General features: G+C 61.5%; 21 protein-coding genes. 15 read left to right on the top strand and 6 right to left on the bottom strand.

Annotated elements, in window-relative coordinates:
* The first annotated feature begins 93 nt into the window (after positions 1-93).
* Positions 94-618, top strand: coding sequence for an SET domain-containing protein (locus P0D70_RS01355; RefSeq protein WP_408181754.1), 525 nt, complete (start codon positions 94-96; stop codon positions 616-618).
* A 66-nt stretch (positions 619-684) separates the two neighbouring features.
* Here the strand turns inward: P0D70_RS01355 and P0D70_RS01350 are convergent, their stop codons facing one another.
* Positions 685-2,187, bottom strand: a complete 1,503-nt coding sequence (locus tag P0D70_RS01350; RefSeq protein ID WP_408181752.1) for an ATP-binding protein — start codon at positions 2,185-2,187, stop codon at positions 685-687.
* A 134-nt stretch (positions 2,188-2,321) separates the two neighbouring features.
* The gene (locus tag P0D70_RS01345) at positions 2,322-3,008 is read right to left on the bottom strand and encodes a response regulator transcription factor (RefSeq protein ID WP_091797785.1); all 687 of its coding nucleotides are present in this window, start codon (positions 3,006-3,008) and stop codon (positions 2,322-2,324) included.
* Between the two features lie 240 nt (positions 3,009-3,248).
* Between P0D70_RS01345 and P0D70_RS01340 the strand changes: the two genes are divergently transcribed.
* Positions 3,249-3,473 (top strand): DUF3717 domain-containing protein, encoded by a 225-nt coding sequence (locus P0D70_RS01340; RefSeq protein WP_091797788.1) that lies wholly within the window; start codon positions 3,249-3,251, stop codon positions 3,471-3,473.
* Between the two features lie 105 nt (positions 3,474-3,578).
* Here the strand turns inward: P0D70_RS01340 and P0D70_RS01335 are convergent, their stop codons facing one another.
* Positions 3,579-3,869: a 4a-hydroxytetrahydrobiopterin dehydratase gene (locus P0D70_RS01335; protein WP_408181748.1), complete on the bottom strand. Its 291-nt coding sequence runs from the start codon at positions 3,867-3,869 to the stop codon at positions 3,579-3,581.
* Positions 3,870-3,973: 104 nt separating this feature from the next.
* Positions 3,974-4,864: a phenylalanine 4-monooxygenase gene (gene phhA / locus P0D70_RS01330; RefSeq protein ID WP_408181744.1), complete on the bottom strand. Its 891-nt coding sequence runs from the start codon at positions 4,862-4,864 to the stop codon at positions 3,974-3,976.
* A gap of 146 nt (positions 4,865-5,010) precedes the next feature.
* On the opposite strand from phhA, the gene P0D70_RS01325 reads away from it, so the two are divergent.
* Positions 5,011-5,502, top strand: coding sequence for an Lrp/AsnC family transcriptional regulator (locus tag P0D70_RS01325; RefSeq protein ID WP_408181741.1), 492 nt, complete (start codon positions 5,011-5,013; stop codon positions 5,500-5,502).
* A 66-nt stretch (positions 5,503-5,568) separates the two neighbouring features.
* Here P0D70_RS01325 and P0D70_RS01320 read toward each other — a convergent pair whose 3' ends face one another.
* Positions 5,569-6,105, bottom strand: coding sequence for a class IV adenylate cyclase (locus P0D70_RS01320; protein ID WP_091797800.1), 537 nt, complete (start codon positions 6,103-6,105; stop codon positions 5,569-5,571).
* A gap of 370 nt (positions 6,106-6,475) precedes the next feature.
* A complete protein-coding gene (locus P0D70_RS01315; RefSeq protein ID WP_408181738.1) occupies positions 6,476-7,375 on the bottom strand; it encodes a LysR family transcriptional regulator in 900 nt (299 codons plus the stop codon).
* Positions 7,376-7,518: 143 nt separating this feature from the next.
* Here P0D70_RS01315 and P0D70_RS01310 point away from each other — a divergent pair, with 143 nt between their 5' ends.
* The 12 genes from P0D70_RS01310 (at position 7,519) to P0D70_RS01255 (ending at position 23,104) form a co-directional block, all read left to right on the top strand.
* Positions 7,519-9,057 carry a CoA-acylating methylmalonate-semialdehyde dehydrogenase gene (locus P0D70_RS01310; RefSeq protein ID WP_091797807.1) on the top strand — a complete coding sequence of 513 codons (1,539 nt, stop codon included), beginning with the start codon at positions 7,519-7,521 and terminating at the stop codon, positions 9,055-9,057.
* Between the two features lie 164 nt (positions 9,058-9,221).
* Positions 9,222-10,937, top strand: a complete 1,716-nt coding sequence (locus P0D70_RS01305; protein ID WP_408181730.1) for a GMC family oxidoreductase — start codon at positions 9,222-9,224, stop codon at positions 10,935-10,937.
* Between the two features lie 286 nt (positions 10,938-11,223).
* Complete coding sequence (locus P0D70_RS01300) at positions 11,224-12,003, top strand: ABC transporter ATP-binding protein (RefSeq protein WP_038457148.1); 780 nt, start codon at positions 11,224-11,226, stop codon at positions 12,001-12,003.
* Positions 12,000-12,758: an ABC transporter ATP-binding protein gene (locus P0D70_RS01295; RefSeq protein WP_091797814.1), complete on the top strand. Its 759-nt coding sequence runs from the start codon at positions 12,000-12,002 to the stop codon at positions 12,756-12,758. The genes P0D70_RS01300 and P0D70_RS01295 overlap by 4 nt, the downstream gene beginning before the upstream one ends.
* Before the next feature lie 54 nt (positions 12,759-12,812).
* Entirely contained in the window at positions 12,813-14,027 is a 1,215-nt protein-coding gene (locus tag P0D70_RS01290; RefSeq protein ID WP_408181726.1) for an ABC transporter substrate-binding protein, read from the top strand.
* Positions 14,028-14,222: 195 nt separating this feature from the next.
* Positions 14,223-15,107: a branched-chain amino acid ABC transporter permease gene (locus P0D70_RS01285; RefSeq protein ID WP_408181724.1), complete on the top strand. Its 885-nt coding sequence runs from the start codon at positions 14,223-14,225 to the stop codon at positions 15,105-15,107.
* On the top strand, positions 15,107-16,078 hold the full coding sequence (locus P0D70_RS01280; protein WP_177205092.1) for a branched-chain amino acid ABC transporter permease: 972 nt from the start codon (positions 15,107-15,109) through the stop codon (positions 16,076-16,078). The genes P0D70_RS01285 and P0D70_RS01280 overlap by 1 nt, the downstream gene beginning before the upstream one ends.
* A gap of 516 nt (positions 16,079-16,594) precedes the next feature.
* Positions 16,595-17,761 (top strand): ABC transporter substrate-binding protein, encoded by a 1,167-nt coding sequence (locus tag P0D70_RS01275; RefSeq protein WP_408181722.1) that lies wholly within the window; start codon positions 16,595-16,597, stop codon positions 17,759-17,761.
* A 368-nt stretch (positions 17,762-18,129) separates the two neighbouring features.
* Positions 18,130-19,290: an ABC transporter substrate-binding protein gene (locus tag P0D70_RS01270; RefSeq protein WP_091797828.1), complete on the top strand. Its 1,161-nt coding sequence runs from the start codon at positions 18,130-18,132 to the stop codon at positions 19,288-19,290.
* Between the two features lie 205 nt (positions 19,291-19,495).
* The gene (locus P0D70_RS01265; protein WP_091797831.1) at positions 19,496-20,551 is read left to right on the top strand and encodes a branched-chain amino acid ABC transporter permease; all 1,056 of its coding nucleotides are present in this window, start codon (positions 19,496-19,498) and stop codon (positions 20,549-20,551) included.
* A 4-nt stretch (positions 20,552-20,555) separates the two neighbouring features.
* On the top strand, positions 20,556-22,340 hold the full coding sequence (locus P0D70_RS01260; RefSeq protein WP_408181719.1) for a branched-chain amino acid ABC transporter ATP-binding protein/permease: 1,785 nt from the start codon (positions 20,556-20,558) through the stop codon (positions 22,338-22,340).
* An 11-nt stretch (positions 22,341-22,351) separates the two neighbouring features.
* A complete protein-coding gene (locus P0D70_RS01255; protein ID WP_177205050.1) occupies positions 22,352-23,104 on the top strand; it encodes an ABC transporter ATP-binding protein in 753 nt (250 codons plus the stop codon).
* Positions 23,105-23,134 lie beyond the last annotated feature (30 nt).

The raw sequence follows: 23,134 nt of genomic DNA, 5'->3' as shown, positions 1-23,134 counted from the left end.
TGCTATGCGCGTCGGAAAAGAGCAGCGCATTAGACGCGGGCATTCCTGACGGCTGCCGATCTTCACCCCAAGTTCTTCACAAGGATTCATTCAATGAGTTCACGCAGGATCGCCGTGCGCCGTTCGGGTGTGCACGGCAAAGGCGTGTTTGCCGTCGAACCGATTGCGGCCGGCGAGCGGCTGATCGAATACAAGGGCGAACGGATCTCCTGGAAAGAAGCGCTGCGCCGTCATCCGCACAATCCGGCGGAGCCGAATCACACGTTCTATTTCGCACTCGACAGCGGCAAGGTGATCGACGGCAAAGTGAATGGCAATAGCGCGCGCTGGATCAACCATTCCTGCGCGCCGAACTGCGAAGCCGAAGAAATCGACGGTCACGTGTATGTGCACGCGTTGCGCGATATCGCCGAAGGCGAGGAAGTCTTTTACGACTATGGCCTCGTAATCGACGCGCGGCAGACCAAGAAGCTCAAGAAGGAATACGAATGCCGTTGCGGCGCGCGCAAGTGCCGGGGCACGATGCTGGCCCCGCCGGAGAAGGAGAAGGGCGCGGGCAAGTCTGAGAAGTCGGCCAAAAAGGCCAAGACGACTGCAAAGAAAGCGAAGAAGAAATGACATGCGCGCTGCCTGAGTCGTTCACATTGGTGAACGCGCCAGGCAGTCCGTCGCACAGCTGATCCGTTAGCTATCCACCGGCGCCGAGTGCGCCGATTTTTTTGCCGGCCGCCTTGTATCGGGCGCGGCTTCAATGTGTACGCTGATCGGCACGAGCGGTATGCGCACAATGAAACGTGCGCCGCCTTCCGGCGCGTCTTCGTAATGCACGCTGCCGTGATGCAACACCATGATGTCGTGAACGATGGCGAGGCCGAGACCGGCGCCGCTGTCCACGCCGGCATCGCTCTGACCGTCGCCGCGGAAAAACCGTTTGAAGAGATCGGCCTGCTGATTGCGCGGCACGCCCGGCCCGTTGTCTTCAACGGCAATCTCCGCCATGCGCAGGTCGTCGATCACCGTTTGCGACACCGTTACCGTAATGCGGCCGCCATCGAAGCGCGACGGTGGCATGTACTTCAGCGCGTTATCCAGCAGATTGGCAATCACTTCGTGCAGCAGTACGGGATTGCCGCGCGCCATCAACGGATGGCCGTTGCTCGGGTCGTCCAGACGCTGGAAACCGAGGTCGACGTGGAACGTCAACGCACGCGGCACCCATTCCGCGCCGGTATCGAACGCGAGCGCGGCCATGTCGACGTTGACGAAGCGAGCCGCCTGTTCGCCCGGCTCGGCGCGCGCGAGCGAAAGCAGTTGATTCGACAGCCGCACCGCTCGGTCGGCTGCGGCGCGCAGCTCACGCACCGCGGTCAGCGTTTGCTGCGGGTCGCGCGCAACGGCCGCCTGCTCCGCGTGCAGCTTGACCGCGGTGAGTGGCGTGCGCAGTTGATGCGCGGCGTCGGCGATAAACTTGCGCTGGCCGTCGAGCGCGGTTTTCAGGCGACCGAGCAACGCATTCAGCGCACCGGTCAACGGCCGGATTTCGACCGGCACATAGGTCTCGTCGACCGGTTCGAGCGACGTATGGGTTTGCCGGTTCAGTGAATCCGCAAGATCGGTCAGCGGATTGAGCTGCTGATTGACCACGCGCCACACGATCACCCAGCCCGCCAGCAGCAGCAATAGCAGCGGCATCATGATCGCGACGAGAAACTCGGCGGCGATTCGAAACCGGTGGTGCACCGGTTGGCCGACCTCGACGACGATCGGATTGCCCGTTGGTTGATCGACCCGCACCTGTGCCACGCGCACCGTCACGCCCTGATGCTGCGTTTCGAATACGTACGCGTAATGCATGCGCCGCACGCTCGTGCCTTGCAGCGGAAGATTATGGTCGCCGGCGATTTCGGTTTCGCCAGTGCTGATCCGGTAGACGAGGTGTTCCACCGGATCCGAGAACATGGCTTGGGCAAGTGGCGGCACGGTGACTTTGGCGTCCGGGCCGGCAATCTGGATCTGTTTGGAGATCGCGGTGGCGAGATCGGCGAGCGAACGGTCGACCACGTGCTGCGTGTACTGCCACGCCAGCCAGTATGCGATCAGGCCGCTCATGAGCGCGAGCAGCGAAAGGGGAGCAGCGAGGCGCCGCAGCAGCGTGCGGCGCAGACTATTGGCGGCCGGCTGGGGCATGATCGAACGCGCGGGAAAGAGGCAACGGCGCAAGCACCGCGAAATTTCGCCGACGGCCGGCGTGTTGCGCAGCCAGTGCGCGGTGCCGGCCCGGCGCCGTCAGGCCGCAATGGGCATTGCGGCCTTCATGACGATTATGCGGCCTGGCGGATTTCCTGCAACAGGTAACCGAAGCCACGCACCGTGACGATCTCGACACGGCAGCTTTCGAGCTTTTTACGGACCCGGTGCACGTAGACTTCGATCGCGGTGTCGCCGAGATCGCCGCCGAAATGCGTCAGATGGTCTTGCAGTTGCGCCTTGCTGACCACGCGGCCATGACGCAACAGCAGCATTTCGAGCACGGCGAATTCACGCGGTGAGAGCTCGAGCGGCTTGTCGTCGTTGAAAATGCGGCGGTCGACGCCCGACAGGCGTACACCACCCAGCGACACTTCCGGACGCGGCATGTCGCCGTGCGGACCGCTGCGGCGCATCACCGCGCGAATGCGTGCTTCGAGTTCGGTGGGTTCGAACGGCTTCAGCATGTAGTCGTCGGCGCCGGAATTCAGACCTTGCACGCGGTCGTTCAATTCGTCGCGCGCGGTGAGGATGATCACCGGCGTGTGACGATTGCTCTGACGGAAGCGCGAGAGCAGCGACATGCCGTCGATGCCGGGCAAGCCCAGATCGAGGATCACCAGTTCGTGGCGATTTTGCGTTAGGGCCTGTTCGGCGAAAATGCCGTCGTGAACCATGTCGACGGTGAAGCCGGCTTGTTCGAGACTGCTTTGGATGCCGCGTGCGATGGGGCGGTCATCTTCGATCAGAAGGAGTCGCATGGATTTCGCTCAAGTACAATGGGTTAGGCGTTTGGGCAAGCGGTTCGCCGGGGCGCCTGCTGCACAGGCAGCGTGCGGCGTGGCTATACCGGACTGACACGAAGAAGCGGCCACGAAGCAGGCATCGAGCAGCCTCGAAGCACCTGTTCCGCGCCCCGGACCTGTCGCTTCGCGCGAGTCCCCCGAGGGGCAAGAAAACTTGGGACGGGCCGGCGTTTTCTTGAGAGCGATCACGAAGTCATGTCCGAGATAAGCATTCACGAACTGGAAGCCGCGATCAACTTCTGGCGCGCCCGCTCACCTTCGAGCGGCGACGAACTCGTTCTGTGCAAGGAGGCAAGCGCGCTCTCCAAGCCGTATGCGTTGATGATTGTACAGCGTCAGAACACGCTATCGCCGGATCGTTTGGACGCGACTGCGAGGCTTGCGTGGGATTCTTACGTGCACCTTAAGAATAGCCTGTAGAACTGAAGGTTTGGACAAGGGATTACCTGCAATGCCCTTTCATTGCCGCCGAATAGTTCCGTATGCGGCGCGTAATCACGCCTGAAGCCGACCTGTTTGTTTGTATTACGCCGTAATACTGTCGATAAACGCGGCCAATTCGATGTCGCGCTCGGTCAAACCGTTGGCCTCGTGCGTCGAAAGCGTGATTTCCACCTTGTTGTACACGTTGAACCATTCCGGATGGTGATCCATTTCCTGCGCCTTGATCGCGACGCGGGTCATGAAACCGAATGCTTCGTTGAAGTCGGCGAATGTGAACTGGCGCTGGATTGCGTCGCGGCCCGTCGCGGCTTGCCAGCCATTCAGCGCGGCGATCTGGGTGGCGCGTTCTTCTGAAGTGAGTTTGTGAATCATGGTGCTACCTCATTGAGTCTGGACAGACACGCCGGTGGGCGTGCGCATCCGCTATTTTTTCATGGATAAAGCCTGCCCGCTGCCGGCCTGCCCGGCGTTACCTGTCAGATATCGCCGTCTGCCAGCCAGCCCTCCCGTGAGCCGCGCGTGATGACGCGATCGTGTTCGAGCACGTCGCCGGCCGCGAACGCCGGTTGGGCGGCAAGCTTTGCCAGCAGCGGCGCGAAGTCGGTTTGCGTCACGTTGAACAACTGCGCAAAATCATCGATTACGAAGTAGGTCTTCTGGAACGTGTCGATGCGGTAGCGGGTGCGCATCACGCGTTCGAGGTCGAAGCCGAGCCGGTTCGGCGCGGCGCTCTGCTGGCTGTAGAGCGTCTCGCCCTTGCTCGACACAATTCCCGCGCCATAAATCTTCACGCCGTTCGGACTTGCCGCGTCGCGGATCAGGCCGAACTCCACGGTGTACCAGTAGAGGCGCGCGAGCAGCGGCAGGGCGCCGGCGTCATGGGCGGCAAGCGCGGCGCGGCCGTATGCGTGCATGTAGTCGGCGAATACCGGGTTGATCAACAGCGGCACGTGGCCGAAAAGATCATGAAAACAATCCGGTTCCTGCAGGTAATCGAGCTGGTCGGGCCGGCGCATCCACCAGGTCACGGGAAAACGGCGGTTCGCCAGATGCTCGAAGAACACCTGGTCCGGCACGAGGCCCGGCACGGCGACAATCTGCCAACCAGTGGCGGGCATGAGCTTCGCGTTGATCTCGTCGAAGGAGGGCACGCGGTCGGCCGGCATGCCGATGCGTTCGACGCCCGCCAGAAACTCGTGACATACGCGCCCTTTGAGCAACGCCGTCTGGCGCGCGTAGAGCTGTTGCCATACTGCGTGGTCGACCGCGCCGTAGCTTTCGGTTGGTTGATCGATGGTGAAATCGGCACGGGTTTCGAGCCCGGCGTCGAATTGCTCTTTCAGTTTGGCGGTATTGGCGGTGGACATGGTGCAACGCTCTGCGGTAGCGGCAGTAAAAATCGGTGATGCAAGTGTAGAGCGGCAAGTATGCGGAAAGGGCGCAACGTTGGCGTTTTATAGGTGTGATATGCAATAATCATGCATGAAATCACCATTTAATGCAGGAAGTCGTCATGTTAGAACTGGATCACTTCGATCTCGCGCTGCTGGAGGTGCTTCAGCGCTTCGGCCGGGCAACGCATCAGCAACTGGCTGAGCAGGTGCCGCTGTCACCGTCACAGATTGGCCGGCGCTTACAGCGTCTGGAGCAGGCGGGTGTGGTGGACGGCTATCGCGTCGTGCTGCGGCCGGAAAAACTCGGGCTCGGCGTCACCGCTTTTACGAGCTTGAAGTTGAAGCACCACGGCGATTCGATCATCGAGCAATTCCAGCAACAGATCGACGTGCTGCCTGAAGTGCTGGAGTGCCATGCCGTGGTGGGCGACGCCGACTATCTGTTGCGCATCGTCGCGCCCGATCTGAACTATCTGTCGACGTTCGTGATGAAAAAGCTGATGCGTGTGCCGGGCGTCGATAGCGTACGTTCGAATATCGTGCTCACCACCTTCAAACGCAACGGGCCGTTGCCGCTCGGCCATCTGTCACCGGGCGCAGCCGCCGCTTGAAGCGGCGGCGTTACGCATGCGGCGCCGGTCTCGCGGATTCAGGCCGCGGCCTGTAGCGCCCCGGTCTTACGCGGCTTGCTTCGGCGCGCTGTCCGGGCTCAGCAGATCGACGTAGGCCACCGCCACCAGATCCGATTCCGGCACGCCGAGCGTGGCGAACATCGCGTGCGCTTCTGCATGGCCGCCTTCTTCGTCGTCGTCCTGGGCAAGCAGGACTTCGAGTTCGACGAAGTCGCCCAGACCGTCCACCCGGTCCAGATGGATACGTGTGCGCCCGGTCAGATACACATGCCGTTCCTTGGTGACGATGCCGCGCGTGGTCAGCGCGGTGGCGAGCAGCGCGTGCATGGCTTCCGGGTTGGTCACCGGGCTGCGCGTGTAATAAGACGCTTTCGGGCCGTCACGGTCGTCGCGCTGGTAGAAGATCAACTCGGCCGGCGTGCCGTCGTCGAACTGGCGCAGCTTCAGGCGGCCGCGCGGCACGTCGTAGAAAAAGTCCTGCTGGCGGAAGATCAGCGGCGCGTCCGGCGCGAGCTGCGCCGCGCGTTCGCGGAGTTGCTCGAAATGCTGGGCGCGGGCTTTGATTTCAATGTTGCGTGCCATGTCAGGCTCCTGTCGAAGGATGGAGTGGTCGGCGACTTCCGGTGTTGCCGGGGCGAAGCTGCCGGGAAGGACAAAGTCAGGCGGAACGGGAAACAATGCGGGGACGGCGCGTGAGCGCGAAGCCTCAATCTAACAAAAACTGCGTGACGGTGTGGTTTCAGATGTGGGGCGGATGGACGCGACGGGTGATGAAACTCACCGGCCGATCGTCGCGGTGGTCCGCGGAAAGCGCCGCGCGAGAGGGTCGCCGTGAGGATCGCCGCGAGGACTGCGCGGTACACGGACATCATGAGAGCGGCTCATATCGCTTGCCTGTCGCACGCTGGCTGACGGCCGATCATGCTTCACGCAATCGTCGTTCGCGTGCTCATCACGTCGCCCATTGCTGCTCGATCAACTTCAGCGCTGCCGCAATGGCCGGCTCCTCCTTGCGCTGCGCGAGCGTGATGAAGCTGAGCTGAGTCGGCACGGTCACACCTTCGACAATGGTCAGCGCGTGCGCATGCGCTTCGGCGATCGCGGTGGCGTCGCGTGCGAGCGTGAGGCCCACGCCTGATTTGACCAGGTCGAGCATGGACGGCTCCTGATCCACTTCCGCCACCTTGATGGGCTTCACGCCTGCCTCGTCGAAGCAGCGCGACAACAAGCGGTTATGCGCCGACGCGGGCGGCGTCCAGATCCACGGCAGCGCCGCAAGCGAGCGCCAGTCGCGCGCGCCTTTGACGCGGTCTTTCCAGCCGGCGGGCGCCAGCACACGGTACTGGAAGTGAGTCAGCGTGACGGCGTGAAAACCGGGTCCGTCGCGCGGTTCGTCTTCGGACGGCAGGCCGATGTAGTAGCCGACATCGAGCTCACCCGCGCGAACCTGCTCCAGCACCCATCCCGACATGCCGTGGCGCAAGGCTGTCTCGATGCGCGGCCAGGTTTCCACGAGTTGCTTCAGGAAGCCGCCGAGGCGCAGAAACGCCGGGTCGAGGATCGTGCCGATCCGCAAACGCCCGCGTACTTCGTGGCGCAGCGATTGCGCCGCCCGCTGCACGTCGTTCGCCGCGCCAAGCGCGCGTTCCGCGTGCGGCAGCAGCGCCTGGCCGTCGCGCGTCAGCGAAAGCCCGTGCGAAGTCCGCGTGAACAGCGTCACGCCGAGCGTCTCCTGCAAATGCTTGATTTGCAGGCTGACGGCGGGTTGGGTCAGGTGAAGCTGCACCGCGGCGCGCGTGAGGTTGCCCTCGCGCGCCACGGTGACGAAGGCCCGGAGCAGAGTCAGATCCATATCCTGATATTAACCCGCCTTATAACGCAGTTGAGCATTACTCATTGGATTTGCCGGCCCGAAGCGCCGTACGCTTCAGCTTCAGCACGCCTTGATCGAGCCGCAGGCGCCGGGGCGGAAGACTTCACAGGAAAGAGGACACCATGAGCGAGACATATCAGGACGAAGCCGTGCGCAGCGCGAAGAGCGCGAACGCGCTGACGCATTTCATCAATGGCAAAACCGTCGAAGGCACGAGCGGCCGCTTCGGCGACGTCTTCAATCCTGCTCAAGGCAGCGTCAGCGCACGCGTGCCGCTCGCGAGCGTCGCCGAAGTGGACGCGGCCGTCGCCGCCGCCAAAGACGCGTTCCCGGCATGGAGCGAAACCGCGCCGATCAAGCGGGCGCGTGTTCTGTTCAAGTTCAAGGAGCTGCTCGACCGTCATCACGACGAACTGGCGGAACTGATCACGCGTGAGCACGGCAAGGTGTTTTCGGACGCGAAGGGTGAAGTGATGCGTGGCATCGAAATCGTCGAGTTCGCCTGCGGCATTCCGAATCTGCTGAAGTCCGACTTTACCGATCAGATCGGCGGCGGCATCGACAACTGGAACCTGCGTCAACCGCTCGGCGTGGTCGCCGGCATTACGCCGTTCAATTTCCCAATGATGGTGCCGTGCTGGATGTTTCCCGTCGCGATTGCGTGCGGCAACACGTTCGTGTTGAAGCCGTCCGAGCGGGATCCTTCCTGTTCGAACCGGCTTGCCGAATTGTTGAGGGAGGCCGGCTTGCCGGATGGCGTTTTCAACGTCGTGCACGGCGACAAGGTGGCGGTCGACGCATTGCTCGTGCATCCGGAAGTCAGCGCGTTGTCGTTCGTCGGTTCGACGCCGATCGCCGAATACATCTACACGGAGGGCACGAAGCACGGCAAGCGTGTGCAGGCTTTGGGCGGAGCGAAGAATCATCTGGTAGTGATGCCGGACGCGGATCTCGACCAGGCAGTCGACGCCTTGATCGGCGCGGCGTACGGCTCGGCGGGCGAGCGATGCATGGCCATTTCGGTGGCCGTCGCCGTCGGGCATATCGCCGATGAACTGGTCGAACGGCTCACGCCGCGCGTGAAGAGCCTGAAGATTCTCAACGGCATGGAGTCGGATGCCGAGATGGGACCGTTGGTCACGGCGGTGCATCGCGAGAAAGTGGTGGGCTATATCGACTCTGGCGTCGCGGCGGGCGCGAAACTGGTTGTCGATGGGCGAGGCCATCAGGTCAGTGGACACGAGAAGGGATTCTTTCTTGGCGGCACCTTGTTCGACGATGTTTCGACCGACATGAAGATTTACCGGGAAGAGATTTTCGGACCCGTGCTTTGTGTGGTGCGCGTGCCGGATTTTGCGTCCGCGGTGGAACTCATCAACGCCAATGAGTTTGCCAACGGCGTGTCGCTGTTTACGTCCGATGGCGGTGTCGCTCGCGCGTTCTCGCGCCAGATCCAGATCGGCATGGTTGGCATCAACGTGCCGATTCCGGTGCCGATGGCGTGGCACTCGTTTGGTGGCTGGAAGAAGTCGCTCTTCGGCGACCATCACGCGTATGGTGAAGAAGGCGTGCGGTTTTACACCCGCTACAAGAGCATCATGCAGCGCTGGCCCGACAGCATCGCCAAAGGCGCTGAGTTTACGATGCCGGTGGCTAAGTAGATTGAGGCATTGGCCTTCGGCAGCGCTGCTCGTGGCGGCCGAAGGCAGTAGCGAAACGGCCGCCGCACATGCAGAAGAAAAGCTGGAAACACAATTAGAGCCCAACGCCGCGGTCGCATGCCAATCATACGACCGGTCTGCAAAAAAGCTTAGGAGACTGAACAATGAGCGATTCCGACACCAGGCCCGAGACCCCGCGGCGGCTCGAAGGCGAGTTCGATTACATCATCGTGGGCGCGGGGACGGCGGGCTGTGTGCTGGCCAATCGCCTGAGCGAAGATCCAGACGTGCGGGTACTGCTGCTCGAAGCCGGCGGCAAAGACGACTACCACTGGATTCATGTGCCGGTCGGCTACCTCTATTGCATCGGCAACCCGCGCACGGACTGGCTCTACAAAACACAATCTGAGCCGCGGCTGGATGGCCGCGCGCTTTCGTACCCGCGCGGACGCGTCCTGGGCGGAAGCTCCTCAATCAACGGCATGATCTACATGCGTGGGCAGCGCGAAGACTACGACGAATGGGCTCGCGTCACGAACGACTCGTCCTGGTCGTGGAACTCGGTGTTGCCCGTCTTCAGGCGCAGCGAAGATCACTATGCCGGCGCGACCGAGTCGCATGGCGCGGGCGGTCCTTGGCGCGTGGAGAAACAGCGGTTGAAATGGAAAATACTCGAAGAGTTTTCACGCGCTGCGCAGGAGACCGGCATCCCCGCCACGGACGACTTCAATCGCGGCGATAACACCGGTGTCGGCTACTTCGACGTCAATCAGAAGCGCGGCATTCGCTGGAATGCGTCGAAGGCATTTCTGCGTCCCGCACTCAAGCGGCCGAATCTCATGGTCATTACCGGCGCGCACACGCAACGCGTCGTATTCGAAGGTCGCCGTTGCACAGGCGTCGAATATCGCGGCGACAACACGGACTATCTGGCCAAAGCACGCTGCGAAGTGATCCTCAGCTCTGGTGCTGTCAATTCGCCGCAATTGCTCGAACTCTCCGGTATCGGCAACGGTGCACGTCTGCAGAACCTGGGTATTGAAGTCGTCAACGATCTGCGCGGCGTGGGAGAAAATTTGCAGGACCATCTGCAATTGCGAATGGCCTATAAAGTCGATGGCGTGCGCACACTCAACACAGCGTCCGCGCATTGGTGGGGCAAGCTGATGATCGGCATGCAGTACGCGCTGTTTCAAAGCGGGCCGATGTCGATGTCGCCGTCGCAACTCGGCGCGTTTGCCAAATCGGACCCGAATGATCGCTCGCTGACGCGGCCCGATCTCGAGTATCACGTCCAGCCGCTTTCGCTCGATCGATTCGGCGAACCGCTGCACCGATTCAACGCGTTCACTGCGTCCGTGTGCCAGTTGCGGCCCACTTCGCGCGGCAGCATTCACATTGAATCAGCCGATGCGTCAGCGCCGCCGTTGATCGCCCCCAACTATCTCTCTACCGATTACGACCGGCACGTTGCCGCCAATGCGCTGCGTCTCACGCGACGCATTGCCGCGGCGCCCGCGCTCTCGCGCTACCGGCCGCAAGAGATTTTGCCGGGCGTCCAGTACCAGACCGAGGAAGAGTTGCAGCAGGCTGCCGGCGCCGTCGGCACGACCATCTTCCATCCGGTCGGCACCTGCCGCATGGGCACGACCGACGACCCCGGCGCGGTGGTCGACAACCGGTTACGAGTTATCGGTGTTGACGGATTGCGGGTGGTCGATGCATCTGTCATGCCGACCATCACCTCGGGCAACACCAATTCGCCCACGCTGATGATCGCGGAGCGCGCCAGCGAGATGATCCGCGAGGATCGCCGTGCGCGCGTTGCCGGCAGTTCCGTGGTGCATACAAGCTCGACGCCTTCCGTGTTCACCGTGTGACAAGTGTCATATGGCTCGCATGAGATGCCCGTCCGACGTGCACGGCGGGCATCACGTGCTTAGGGTCATGTTGCAGACCGGCATCATCCACTAAGTGCAAATCCCAATGAATGCGCTGCATCATTGGCGCGACAATGGCAGCCATGCTGCGTGTGGCCCCATGGATTACCGTCCGGATTGGTGCAGCACGCCAACGAGCGGCACGGGGTGCCGCCGTCATAAAAAGTCGCGCAGCGGTTCGCGCGGAAGATCGTAATGCTTCGCCTTACTCCGTATGGAAGGGAACATGATTCTCGGCGATACGATTCTCGAAACGCGCGGCCTCACCCGTGAGTTCAAAGGCTTTATCGCCGTGAACGGTGTGAACCTGCGCGTGCGCCGTGGCTCGATCCATGCGCTGATCGGCCCGAATGGGGCAGGCAAGACCACCTGCTTCAATCTGCTCACCAAATTTCTCGAACCGACTGCGGGTCAAATCGTTTTCAACGGTATCGACATTACGAGCGAACGCCCGGCGCAAATCGCACGGCGCGGCATTATCAGGTCATTTCAGATTTCCGCTGTATTTCCGCATCTGACAGCATTGCAGAATGTGCGCATTGGCTTGCAGCGTCAGCTCGGCACGGCATTTCATTTTTGGAAGAGCGAACGCACGCTTCGCCAACTCGATGATCGCGCAATGGATTTGCTCACGCAGGTCGGATTGACCGATTTCGCCGACGTGTTGACGGTCGAACTTTCCTACGGCCGCAAACGCGCGCTGGAAATTGCCACCACGCTCGCCATGGAGCCGGAGCTCATGCTGCTCGACGAGCCCACGCAAGGCATGGGCCACGAAGACGTCGATCGCGTGACGGCGCTAATCAAGAAGGTATCGAGCGGCCGCACCATCCTGATGGTCGAGCACAACATGAATGTGATCGCCGGCATTTCCGACACGATTACCGTGCTGCAACGTGGCGAAGTGCTCGCCGAAGGCAGCTACGCCGAAGTGTCGAAGAATCCGCTCGTGATGCAAGCCTATATGGGCAGCGCCGACGCGGCGCTTGCCGGAGCCCACGCATGAATACGATTGCCGAGCGCGAAAGTCTCGACGTTAGCGGGACGGATAACGCCGTGCCCGCGCTGGACATCAAGGGTTTGCAGGCGTGGTACGGGGAATCCCACATTCTGCATGGCGTCGATCTGACGGTGAACCGCGGCGAAGTCGTCACGCTTCTGGGCCGCAATGGCGCGGGACGGACCACGACGCTGCGCGCCATCATGGGCCTGACCGGTCGGCGCACCGGTTCGATCCGCATTGCCGGACGTGAGACGATCAATCTGCCCACGCATCGCATCGCGCATTGCGGCATTGGTTATTGCCCGGAAGAGCGCGGTATTTTTTCGAGCCTCTCATGCGAGGAGAATCTGCTCCTGCCGCCGCCTGTCGGGGACAAGGCGCACATGATGTCGCTCGAAGAAATCTATTCGATGTTTCCGAATCTGCACGAACGCCGCATGAGCCAGGGCACGCGGCTCTCAGGCGGCGAACAGCAGATGCTCGCGGTAGCGCGCATTCTGCGCACCGGCGCAAGCTTGCTGCTGCTCGACGAAATCTCGGAAGGGCTTGCGCCTGTCATCGTTCAGGCGCTGGCACGCATGATCATGACGCTCAAGGCGCGCGGCTACACCGTGGTGATGGTCGAGCAGAATTTCCGCTTTGCCGCGCCGCTTGCCGATCGCTTCTACGTGATGGAGCACGGCGCGATTGTCGAGCACTTCGGGGCAAGTGAACTCGAAACAAAGATGCCGATCCTGCACGATCTTTTGGGCGTATAAAAAACCGCCCGATTTGCCTCTGATAACCACAAGCGAAGAAACCAGGAGACAGGAATGACAAAGAACCCACTCGCGCGGCTAGCCTCCCTTTGTTTCGCGGTCGCCGCCGGCGCCGCTCTGACGATGGGCAGCGCGCAAGCGGCTGACGACGCGGTGAAGATTGGCTTCATCACCGACATGTCGGGTCTGTACGCGGATATCGACGGCCAGGGGGGCCTCGAAGCGATCCGCATGGCAGTGGCGGACTTCGGCGGCAAGGTCAACGGCAAGCCGATCACGGTGGTGTATGCGGACCACCAGAACAAGGCGGACATTGCGGCCTCACGCGCACGCGAGTGGTTCGACCGCGACGGCGTCGACCTGCTGATCGGCGGCACGAACTCGGCAACGGGTTTGTCGATGAACACCGTGGCCGGTGAAAAGAAGAAGGTGTATATCAGCATCGGAGCGGGCGCCGACACGCTGACCAACGAGCAATGCACGCCGTACACGATCCACTATGCGTACGACACCACGGCGCTGGCCAAGGGCACGGGCTCGGCGGTGACGAAGCAGGGCGGCAAGACCTGGTACTTCCTCACGGCTGACTACGCGTTCGGCAAGGCGCTCGAGAAAAACACCTCGGACGTGGTGAAGGCGAATGGCGGCCAGGTGCTGGGCGCGGTGCGTCATCCGCTGTCGGCATCGGACTTCTCGTCGTTCCTGTTGCAGGCGCAGGCGTCGAAGGCACAGATTCTGGGCCTCGCCAACGCGGGCGGCGACACGATCAATTCGATCAAGGCAGCCAAGGAGTTCGGCATCACCAAAACGATGAAACTCGCCGCGCTGCTGGTGTTCATCGACGATATCCACAGCCTGGGCCTCGAAACCACCCAAGGTCTCGTTCTGACGGACAGCTGGTACTGGAACAAGGACGCGACCACTCGCAAGTGGGCGGAGCGCTACTTCGACAAGATGAAGAAGATGCCGTCGAGCCTGCAGGCCGCCGACTACTCGGCGACCATGACCTATCTGAACGCGGTGAAGGCGGTGGGCTCGACCGACTCCGACAAGGTGATGGCGCAACTGAAGAAGACCAAGATCAACGACTTCTACGCGAAGGGTTACATCCGTCAGGACGGCAGCATGATCCACGACATGTACCTGATGCAGGTGAAGACGCCGGCCGAGTCCAAGGAGCCGTGGGACTACTACAAGATTACGGCGACGATCCCCGGCGAGCAGGCGTTCACGACCAAGACGGAAACGCGCTGCGCGTTGTGGAAATAAACGTCGATTGGTAACCAGATAGCCGTCTGTCTGCTTGTACTGGCGGGCAATGCACAGTGCTGCGTTGGTACACAGGCTGACGGCGAACCGTTTCACATGCCGCGCACGATCGGCGTCGCTGACGCTCACCGTGCGCCGGCCGGATCGTGCGTGACCGATCTCACCTTGGCGATGGCTTAAGGGGTTAAGGCTTCAATGGAAATCTTTGGCGTTCCGCTACCGGCGATGCTGAGCCAGCTGCTGCTGGGGCTCGTGAACGGCTCGTTCTACGCAATTCTGAGTCTTGGGCTGGCGGTGATCTTCGGCCTGCTCAATGTGATCAACTTTGCGCACGGCGCGTTATTCATGCTCGGCGCGATGCTCGCGTGGATGGGCCTGTCGTATTTCGGCTTGCCTTACTGGGTGATGCTCATACTGGCGCCGCTGCTCGTCGGGTTGTTTGGCATGGCGATCGAACGCTCGATGCTGCGCTGGCTCTACAAGCTCGACCATCTGTACGGCCTCTTGCTGACCTTCGGACTCACGCTGGTCGTGGAAGGCGTGTTCCGTTCCATCTACGGTTCGTCCGGCCAGCCGTACGACGTGCCGTCGGCGCTTTCCGGTGCGACCAATCTCGGCTTCATGTTCCTGCCGAACTATCGCGCGTGGGTCGTGGTGGCCTCGCTGGTGGTTTGCTTCGCGACGTGGTTCGTGATCGAGAAGACGCGCCTCGGCGCCTATCTGCGCGCGGGCACTGAAAATCCGAAACTGGTCGAAGCGTTCGGCATCAACGTGCCGTTGATGATCACGTTGACCTATGGCTTCGGCGTCGCGCTGGCCGCATTTGCCGGCGTGCTCGCCGCACCGGTGATTCAGGTCTCGCCGCTGATGGGCCAGCCGATGATCATCACCGTGTTCGCGGTGGTGGTGATCGGCGGCATGGGTTCGATCATGGGCTCGATTCTCACCGGCTTGCTGCTGGGCGTGATCGAAGGGCTCACACGCGTGTTCTACCCGGAAGCGTCGGCGACCGTCGTCTTCGTGATCATGGCGCTCGTGTTGCTGGTGCGCCCGGCGGGTCTCTTCGGCAAGGAAAAATGATGCAGAGAAAAGTGCTCTACGGTCTGCTGCTGATCGTGCTTCTCGCGGTGCCCGTGCTCGGCATCTATCCGCTCTTCGTGATGAAAGTGCTGTGCTTCGCGCTGTTCGCGGCGGCGTTCAATCTGCTGATTGGCTACACCGGATTGCTGTCGTTCGGCCACGCCATGTTTCTCGCGTCGGCCGGCTACATCACCGGCTATGCGATGCAGACGCTCGGCTTCTCGCCGGAGCTGGGCGTGCTCGCCGGCACCGCGGCGGCGACCTTGCTCGGGTTGATCGTGGGCATCTTCGCGATTCGCCGCCAGGGCATCTACTTCGCGATGGTGACGCTGGCGCTCGCGCAGATGGTTTACTTCGTGTTCCTGCAGGCGCCGTTTACGCATGGTGAGGACGGTTTGCAAGGCGTGCCTCGCGGCAAGCTGTTCGGCGTGCTGGATCTCTCGTCCGATACGGCGTTGTACTTCGTCGTGCTCGCCGTGATGGTGCTCGCTTTCCTGCTGATTGTGCGGATCGTGCATTCGCCGTTTGGACAGGTGCTGGTGGCGATCAAGGAAAACGAGCCGCGCGCGGTGTCGCTCGGTTACGATACGGATCGCTTCAAACTGCTGGCGTTTATTCTGTCGGCAGGAATTGCCGGTCTCGCGGGTTCGCTCAAGGTGCTGGTGCAAGGCTTCGAGACATTGAGCGACGCGTATTGGACCATGTCGGGCCTCGTGATCCTGATGACGCTGGTCGGCGGCATGGGCACCTTGTTTGGACCGCTGCTCGGCGCTGCATTGATTGTCGCGCTCGAAGACCGGCTCGGCGATTTCGGCGGGGCGCTGGCGTCATCCACCGGCGTTGAGTGGTTCCGTTCGCTGGGCGAATCGGTAACCATTGTGACCGGCGTGATTTTCATTGCGTGCGTGCTGGCGTTCCGGCGTGGCATTGTCGGTGAGATCATCGCGCGGGTGCGGCCGCTGCGGGCCTGAACGCAGCGAAATTCGCCATTGTTTCGGTATCCGATATAGTTTGCCGCTCTTGATGTAATGAAGCGGGAGCGCGGGTTGGCAAGGCTCCCGGCGGGGTTGAACAGGTTCCGGCAAGCGTGCCCCAATTCAGTGCCGCAGTGCACCACTAGGGTAATTGCTAGTTGTAGTAGGGCGGGTGCTCCTTTAATCTTCATGCAGTTCTGATGCACCACGAAATTTGCAGGTGGAGAACGAGGAGACAATGAGGCACTCAGTGCCCAGACGAAAGCGCTGTTGGATTGATATCCAACAGCGCTTTTTATTTGTGTTTTCGGTTATTCGCTATTCAAATTTCCCGCTAATTCGGTGACCCTTTTTATTCACCGAACCTGTCTCTGTTTCGCAGCGCACAACCCTGCAAAACGCTTGCCGCGCATGGCTTCCGTCCGCTAAACTCGCTATTCACCGACCGCTGGGTCGGGATTTAAATCCACGGATTTAGATTTGAATGAATAACGGGGTAGACAGAGGAGCGGGATGAAGTCGGCATTGCGTTGGATCAGCGCGGCATTAGTCGCCACTGGAATCACTGCGACATGGAGCGGCCATGCGTTCGCAGACGTCAAAATCGGCGTGACCGTGTCGGCAACGGGTCCTGCCGCGTCGCTCGGTATCCCGGAAAAGAACACGATTGCGCTCCTGCCTAAAGAAGTGGCGGGCCAGAAGATCGAATACATCGTGCTCGACGACGCCACTGATTCGACTCAGGCCGTCAAGAACACCCGCAAGCTCACCAGCGAAGATCACGTGGATGCGCTGATCGGCTCGACCGTCGTGCCGAACTCGCTGGCCATGATCGACGTCGCTGCCGAAACCACTACGCCCATGATCTCCATGGCCGCCGCGGCAAGCATTGTCGAGCCGATGGATGCGAAGCGCGCGTGGGTCTTCAAAACGCCGCAAAACGACATTCTGATGGCAACCGCGATTGCGCAGCACATGTCGAATCACGGCGTGAAGACGGTTGCGTTTATCGGCTTCTCGGACGCTTATGGCGAGAGCTGGTTCAAGGAATTCGGCAAGGCAGCGGATCTCGTGAAGATCAAGATCGTCGCAAACGAACGCTTCGCGCGCAATGATGCTTCGGTGACCGGCCAGGTGCTGAAGGTCATGTCGCAGAATCCCGATGCGGTGCTGATCGCAGGCGCGGGCACACCGGCTGCGCTGCCGCAGAAAACGCTCAAGGAGCGCGGCTACAAGGGCAAGTACTATCAGACGCACGGCGTCGCCAACAACGACTTCCTGCGCGTGTGCGGCAAGGATTGCGAAGGTACGTATCTGCCCGCCGGCCCGTTGCTGGTCGCGGATCAATTGCCCGATTCAAATCCGGTGAAGAAGAGCGCGCTCGCCTATAAGCGCGCGTACGAAACCGCTTACGGCGCCGGCTCGGTGTCGACTTTCGGCGGCCACGCATGGGACGCCGGCTTGCTGCTGCAACGCGCGATTCCGCTGGCGCTGAAGAAGGGGCAGCCGGGCACGCCTGCGTTCCGCGAGGCGTTGCGCGCAGCGCTGGAAAGCACCAAAGACATGCCCGCGTCGCACGGCATCTTCAACATGAGCGCGAATGACCACTCTGGCCTCGACCAGCGGGCGCGCGTGATGGTGGAGATTGTCGGCGGCAAGTGGAAGTTGTCCGGCGACTGAGCGAGGGCGAAGCGATACGGAACCTCATAGAAAAAGACGCGTGCAGTTGACGCGTCTTTTTTATTGTCCGCTTCACGTGAAAAAGTGTGGTTGCGCGGCTTCAGGACAAACCCGTATTTGGGTTGCGGTCTATTGACCGTCGTTCATGCAGAACGCAATACTACTAACATGTTAGTGTTTTGTTCGCAGGATTTCGCAGCAGTTTGCAGCCGTCGTACGTAGCAAAGGAGTGGCACCAAAGCGGCGAAGGCATCCGCGCTGAGCAGGGAAAACCATGCTTGGCACGCCTCTACCCGATAACTAGATTCAGACACCCGGCCCGTGAGTCGGATTACAGATACGCGCTTCAAAGCGTTTGGAGACTTGCAATGAAAAAGACAAAGCAATGGGTACGCACCGGCATCGCCATGGCGTTGATGTGTGGCGCGGGCGCGGCGTTTGCCCAAGTGAAGATCGGCGTGACACTTTCCACGACGGGGCCGGCCGCATCGCTCGGGATTCCTGAAAAGAACACGATTGCGCTGTTGCCGAAAGAGATCGGCGGCAAGACTGTGCAGTACATCGTTCTCGACGACGCATCGGACACGGGCAAGGCCGTGCAGAACACGCGTAAGCTGATCGACGAAGACCACGTCGACGCGATCATCGGCTCGACCGTTACGCCGAATTCGCTGGCCATGCTCGATGCGGCTTCCGAAGGCAAGACGCCGGTGATCTCGCTGGCGGCATCGGCGGCGATCATTTCGCCGATGGACGCGAAGCGCGCATGGGCCTTCAAACCGCCGCAAAACGACAGCCTGATGGCTGACGCCATCGCCGACTATATGGAGCATCACGGCGTGAAAACCGTGGGCTTCATCGGCTTCGCGGATGCGTACGGCGACGGCTGGAATAACGTCTTTACCGCTGCGGCCGCCGCGCACAATCTGAAGATCGTCTCCAACGAGCGCTTCAACCGCACCGACGCATCGGTCACGGGCCAGGTGCTGAAGACGATTGGCGCGAACCCCGACGCGGTCCTGATCGCGGGTGCGGGCACGCCGTCGGCATTGCCAGCCAAGACGCTCAAGGAGCGCGGCTACAAGGGCAAGGTCTACCAGACGCACGGCGTTGCCAATAACGACTTCCTGCGCGTGTGCGGCAAGGATTGCGAAGGCGAATTCCTGCCGGCTGGCCCGATTCTCGTGGCGGATCAACTGCCTGACTCGAACCCGGTGAAGAAGTCGTCGCTGGCCTACAAAGCGGCGTACGAGAAAGCGTATGGCGCGGGCTCGGTGGCGACGTTTGGCGGTCACGCATGGGACGCCGGCCAGATGTTGCAAGCAGCGATTCCCGTCGCGCTGAAGACGGCGCAGCCGGGCACGGAAGCGTTCCGCGTGGCACTGCGCGGTGCACTTGAGAACATCAAGGAGCTGCCGGTTTCGCACGGCATCATGAACACCACCACGACCGACCACAACGGCCTCGACAAGCGCGCACGCGTGATCGTGCAGATCGTCGACGGCAAGTGGAAGCTGCAGAACGACTAAGCATAAAAGCGGTACGCGCCTCTCGCGCAACGTGCGGCATGTGACGCCGCATTGCCATTCTGTTCGATGACAATGGCATCGACCGCCGCGCCGTGTTCCGGCGCGGCGGTCGCCTTTTCAGGCATTGCGGGTCCGCGGACGGCCGCGAGTTCTGCCGCCACGACGGTTTCCCAGTTTCGATTACGACGCTTCAGGACGAGGAAGTATGGATCTATCAATTGCGGCGATCCTCGCGCAGGACGGCATCACCACCGGGGCGATCTACGCGCTGCTGGCGCTCGCGCTGGTGTTGGTGTTCTCCGTGACGCGGGTGATCTTCATCCCGCAGGGGGAGTTTGTTTCGTATGGCGCGCTGACGCTCGCCGCGCTACAGACACAGAAATTTCCGGCCACCTGCTGGCTGCTGATGGCGATGGGCGCGGCCTGCTTCGTCGTCGAGGTAGCGGGGCTGGTACGCCATCCCGAACGGCGCCGGCATGCGGCTCGCACGCTGGTCATGCTGGTCGGCAAATACCTGCTGTTTCCGATCGCGGTCTACGCGCTCACGCAGGGCGTTTTCATGCATACGCTGCCGATGATCGCGCAGATCGCGTTGACGCTGCTGATCGTGATTCCGATGGGACCGTATGTTTACCGGCTTGCGTATGAGCCGATCGCGGAGGCGTCTACGCTGCTGCTGCTGATCGTGGCGGTGGCGGTGCACTTCGCGATGGTCGGCCTGGGTCTCGTGATGTTCGGTGCGGAGGGTTCGCGCACCACGGCGTTTTCCGACGCGACCTTCAACGTGGGCAGCCTGTCGATCTCCGGGCAGAGCTTGTGGGTCGTCGGCACGGCGGTCGTGTTGATCGGTGCGCTGTATCTGTACTTCGATCGCTCGATCTCCGGCAAGGCGTTGCGCGCAACGTCGGTGAACCGGCTCGGCGCACGGCTCGTCGGCATCGGCACGACGCAAGCGGGGCGTCTCGCCTTCACGCTGGCGGCGGGCCTCGGTGCGCTGTGCGGCATCCTCGTCGCACCCCTCACCACCATCTACTACGACTCGGGCTTCCTGATCGGCTTGAAGGGCTTCGTGGGGGCGATTATCGGCGGCCTCGTCAGTTATCCGCTGGCGGCTGCGGGCTCGATCCTGGTCGGTCTGCTGGAGTCGTATTCGTCGTTCTGGGCGAGTGCTTATAAAGAAGTGATCGTGTTCACGCTGATCATTCCGGTGCTGCTCTGGCGAAGTCTTGCCAGCCCGCACACCGAAGAGGACGAGGAGTGACGCGATGAAACGGATCATGCAAAACAAGTTCTTCTGGTTGTTCCTCGTGGTGCTGTTCGCGCTACCCGTATTGCCGCAACCGATTCACGTGCCGGAATATTGGGTGACGCTGCTCAACTACATCGGCCTGTATTCGATCGTGGCGATCGGCCTGGTGCTGCTGACCGGTATCGGCGGGATGACGAGCTTCGGCCAGGCCGCGTTTGTCGGCATCGGCGCCTACGCGACCGCGTATCTGACGACGCGATACGGCGTCTCGCCGTGGCTCGCGCTGATCGCGGGCGTGGTGGTGACGGCCCTGATCGCGTTGATGCTCGGGTTGGTGACGATGCGTCTGTCCGGGCACTTTTTGCCGCTCGGGACGATCGCGTGGGGGCTCGCGCTGTTCTACCTGTTCGGCAATCTCGAAATGCTGGGCAAGTACGACGGCATCAACGGAATTCCTGTGCTGAATGTTTTCGGCATCAACCTGGAGTCCGGGCGCCATATCTATTACCTGATCTGGGTGGTCGTGCTGGGTGCGGTGATTTCCGTTCAGAATCTGCTTAATAGCCGGCCGGGACGAGCAATCCGCGCGCTGCGCGGCGGCGGCATGATGGCCGAAGCAATGGGCGTGAACACCGGGTGGATGCGCGTGGTGATCTTTGTCTACGCGGCGGTGCTGGCTTCGGTGTCGGGCTTTCTCTACGCCCACCTGCAACGCGCGGTGAACCCGACGCCGTTTGGACTGAATCACGGTATCGAGTTCCTGTTCATGGCGGTGGTGGGCGGGGTGTCGCACGTCTGGGGCGCGGTGCTCGGTGCGGCGATCCTGACGGTGTTGCAGGATTATCTGCAAACGCTGCTACCCAAGCTGCTGGGTGAGAACGGCAACTTCGAAGTGATCGTATTCGGCATCTTGATGGTGCTGCTGCTGCAGTACGCGCGCCAAGGCGTATGGCCGTTTGTCGCGCGGTTTTTCCCGAAGGGTCCGCGTGCCCATTTGGCCGACCATGCCGAACCGTTGCCGCAGCGCAGCAAGCCGGAGGCCGGTGAAGATCTGCTGACGGTGAACAAGGCGCGCAAGCAATTCGGCGGTCTGGTCGCGGTGAACGATGTCAGCTTTGAGGTGAAAGCAGGGCAGATCATCGGCTTGATCGGGCCGAACGGCGCCGGCAAGTCGACGACCTTTAATCTCGTCACCGGCGTGCTGCAAGCGACCAGCGGCGAGATCAAGTTCCGTGGCGAGCGAATCGATTCGTTGAGTTCACGTGAAATCGTCAAGCGCGGGATTGGCCGCACCTTCCAGCACGTCAAGCTGCTGCCGGGAATGACGGTGCTCGAGAACGTGGCGATCGGCGCACATCTGCGGGGGCAGGCGGGCGTATGGCGTAGCGTCGTGCGCCTGAACAGCGCGGAAGAAGCGCGCTTGATGGCCGAAGCCGCGCGTCAGATTCGGCGCGTCGGCCTGGAACCGCACATGTATGACGAGGCGGGCAGTCTTGCCTTGGGACAGCAGCGGATTCTCGAAATCGCACGCGCATTGTGCTGCGACCCGACGCTGTTGTTGCTGGATGAGCCGGCCGCCGGTCTTCGTTATCAGGAAAAACTCCAGCTGGCCGATCTGCTGCGTCGCCTCAAGGCGGAAGGCATGAGCGTGCTGCTGGTTGAGCACGACATGGATTTCGTGATGAATCTCACCGACCGGCTGGTGGTCATGGAGTTCGGGACCCGGATCGCGGAAGGTTTGCCGCAAGACGTACAACAGGATCCGGCTGTGCTGGAAGCGTATCTCGGTGGGGTGGAGTGATGGAGAACACGATGAATGCTGCTGATCCCATTCTCGACGTAGACGGATTGTCGGTCCGCTATGGCAAGGTCGAGGCGCTGCACGGCGCGGCGATCAAGGTGCGGGCTGGGCAGATCGTCTCGGTGATCGGCCCGAATGGCGCGGGCAAGTCCACGCTGCTGAACGCGATCATGGGTGCACTGCCGACCACGGGTCATGCGAAGGGCGCCGTGGTGTATCGAGGCGAAGATGTTAGCGCCGTGCCGGTCGAGAAGCGTGTCGCGCGCGGCATGTGCCTTGTGCCGGAAAAACGCGAGCTGTTTGCTTCGATGACGGTCGAGGACAACCTCGTGCTCGGCGCTTACCGTCGCAAGCGGGCAGGGGAGCGCAACTTTCTCGACCAACTTGAGCCGGTCTTCACGCTGTTTCCACGACTGAAGGAGCGCCGCAAGCAGGCGGCCGGCACCTTATCGGGTGGCGAACGGCAAATGCTGGCGGTGGGCCGGGCATTGATGGGCAAGCCCGATCTGCTCATGCTGGACGAGCCGAGTCTTGGCCTTGCGCCGCTGATCGTAAAAGAAATCTTCCACATCATCAGCGCGCTGCGGCAGACCGGCGTAGCCACGCTGCTGATCGAGCAAAATGCCCGAGCCGCGTTGCAAATCTCCGACTACGGTTATGTGTTGGAGACGGGCGAACTGGCGCTGGAAGGGCCGGCGGCAGACCTGGCGCAGAATCCGCGCGTGATCGAAACGTACCTTGGGCTGGCCAAAAAAGTGGCGTAACGCTCCCGCACTACGCTGATCGCCGACGAT

The organism is Paraburkholderia sp. RL17-381-BIF-C, assembly GCF_046026435.1.
In the GTDB taxonomy this organism is placed as follows: domain Bacteria; phylum Pseudomonadota; class Gammaproteobacteria; order Burkholderiales; family Burkholderiaceae; genus Paraburkholderia.
Note: the sequence above shows the minus strand (reverse complement) of the source record. Positions and strands in the feature narration are given on the sequence as shown.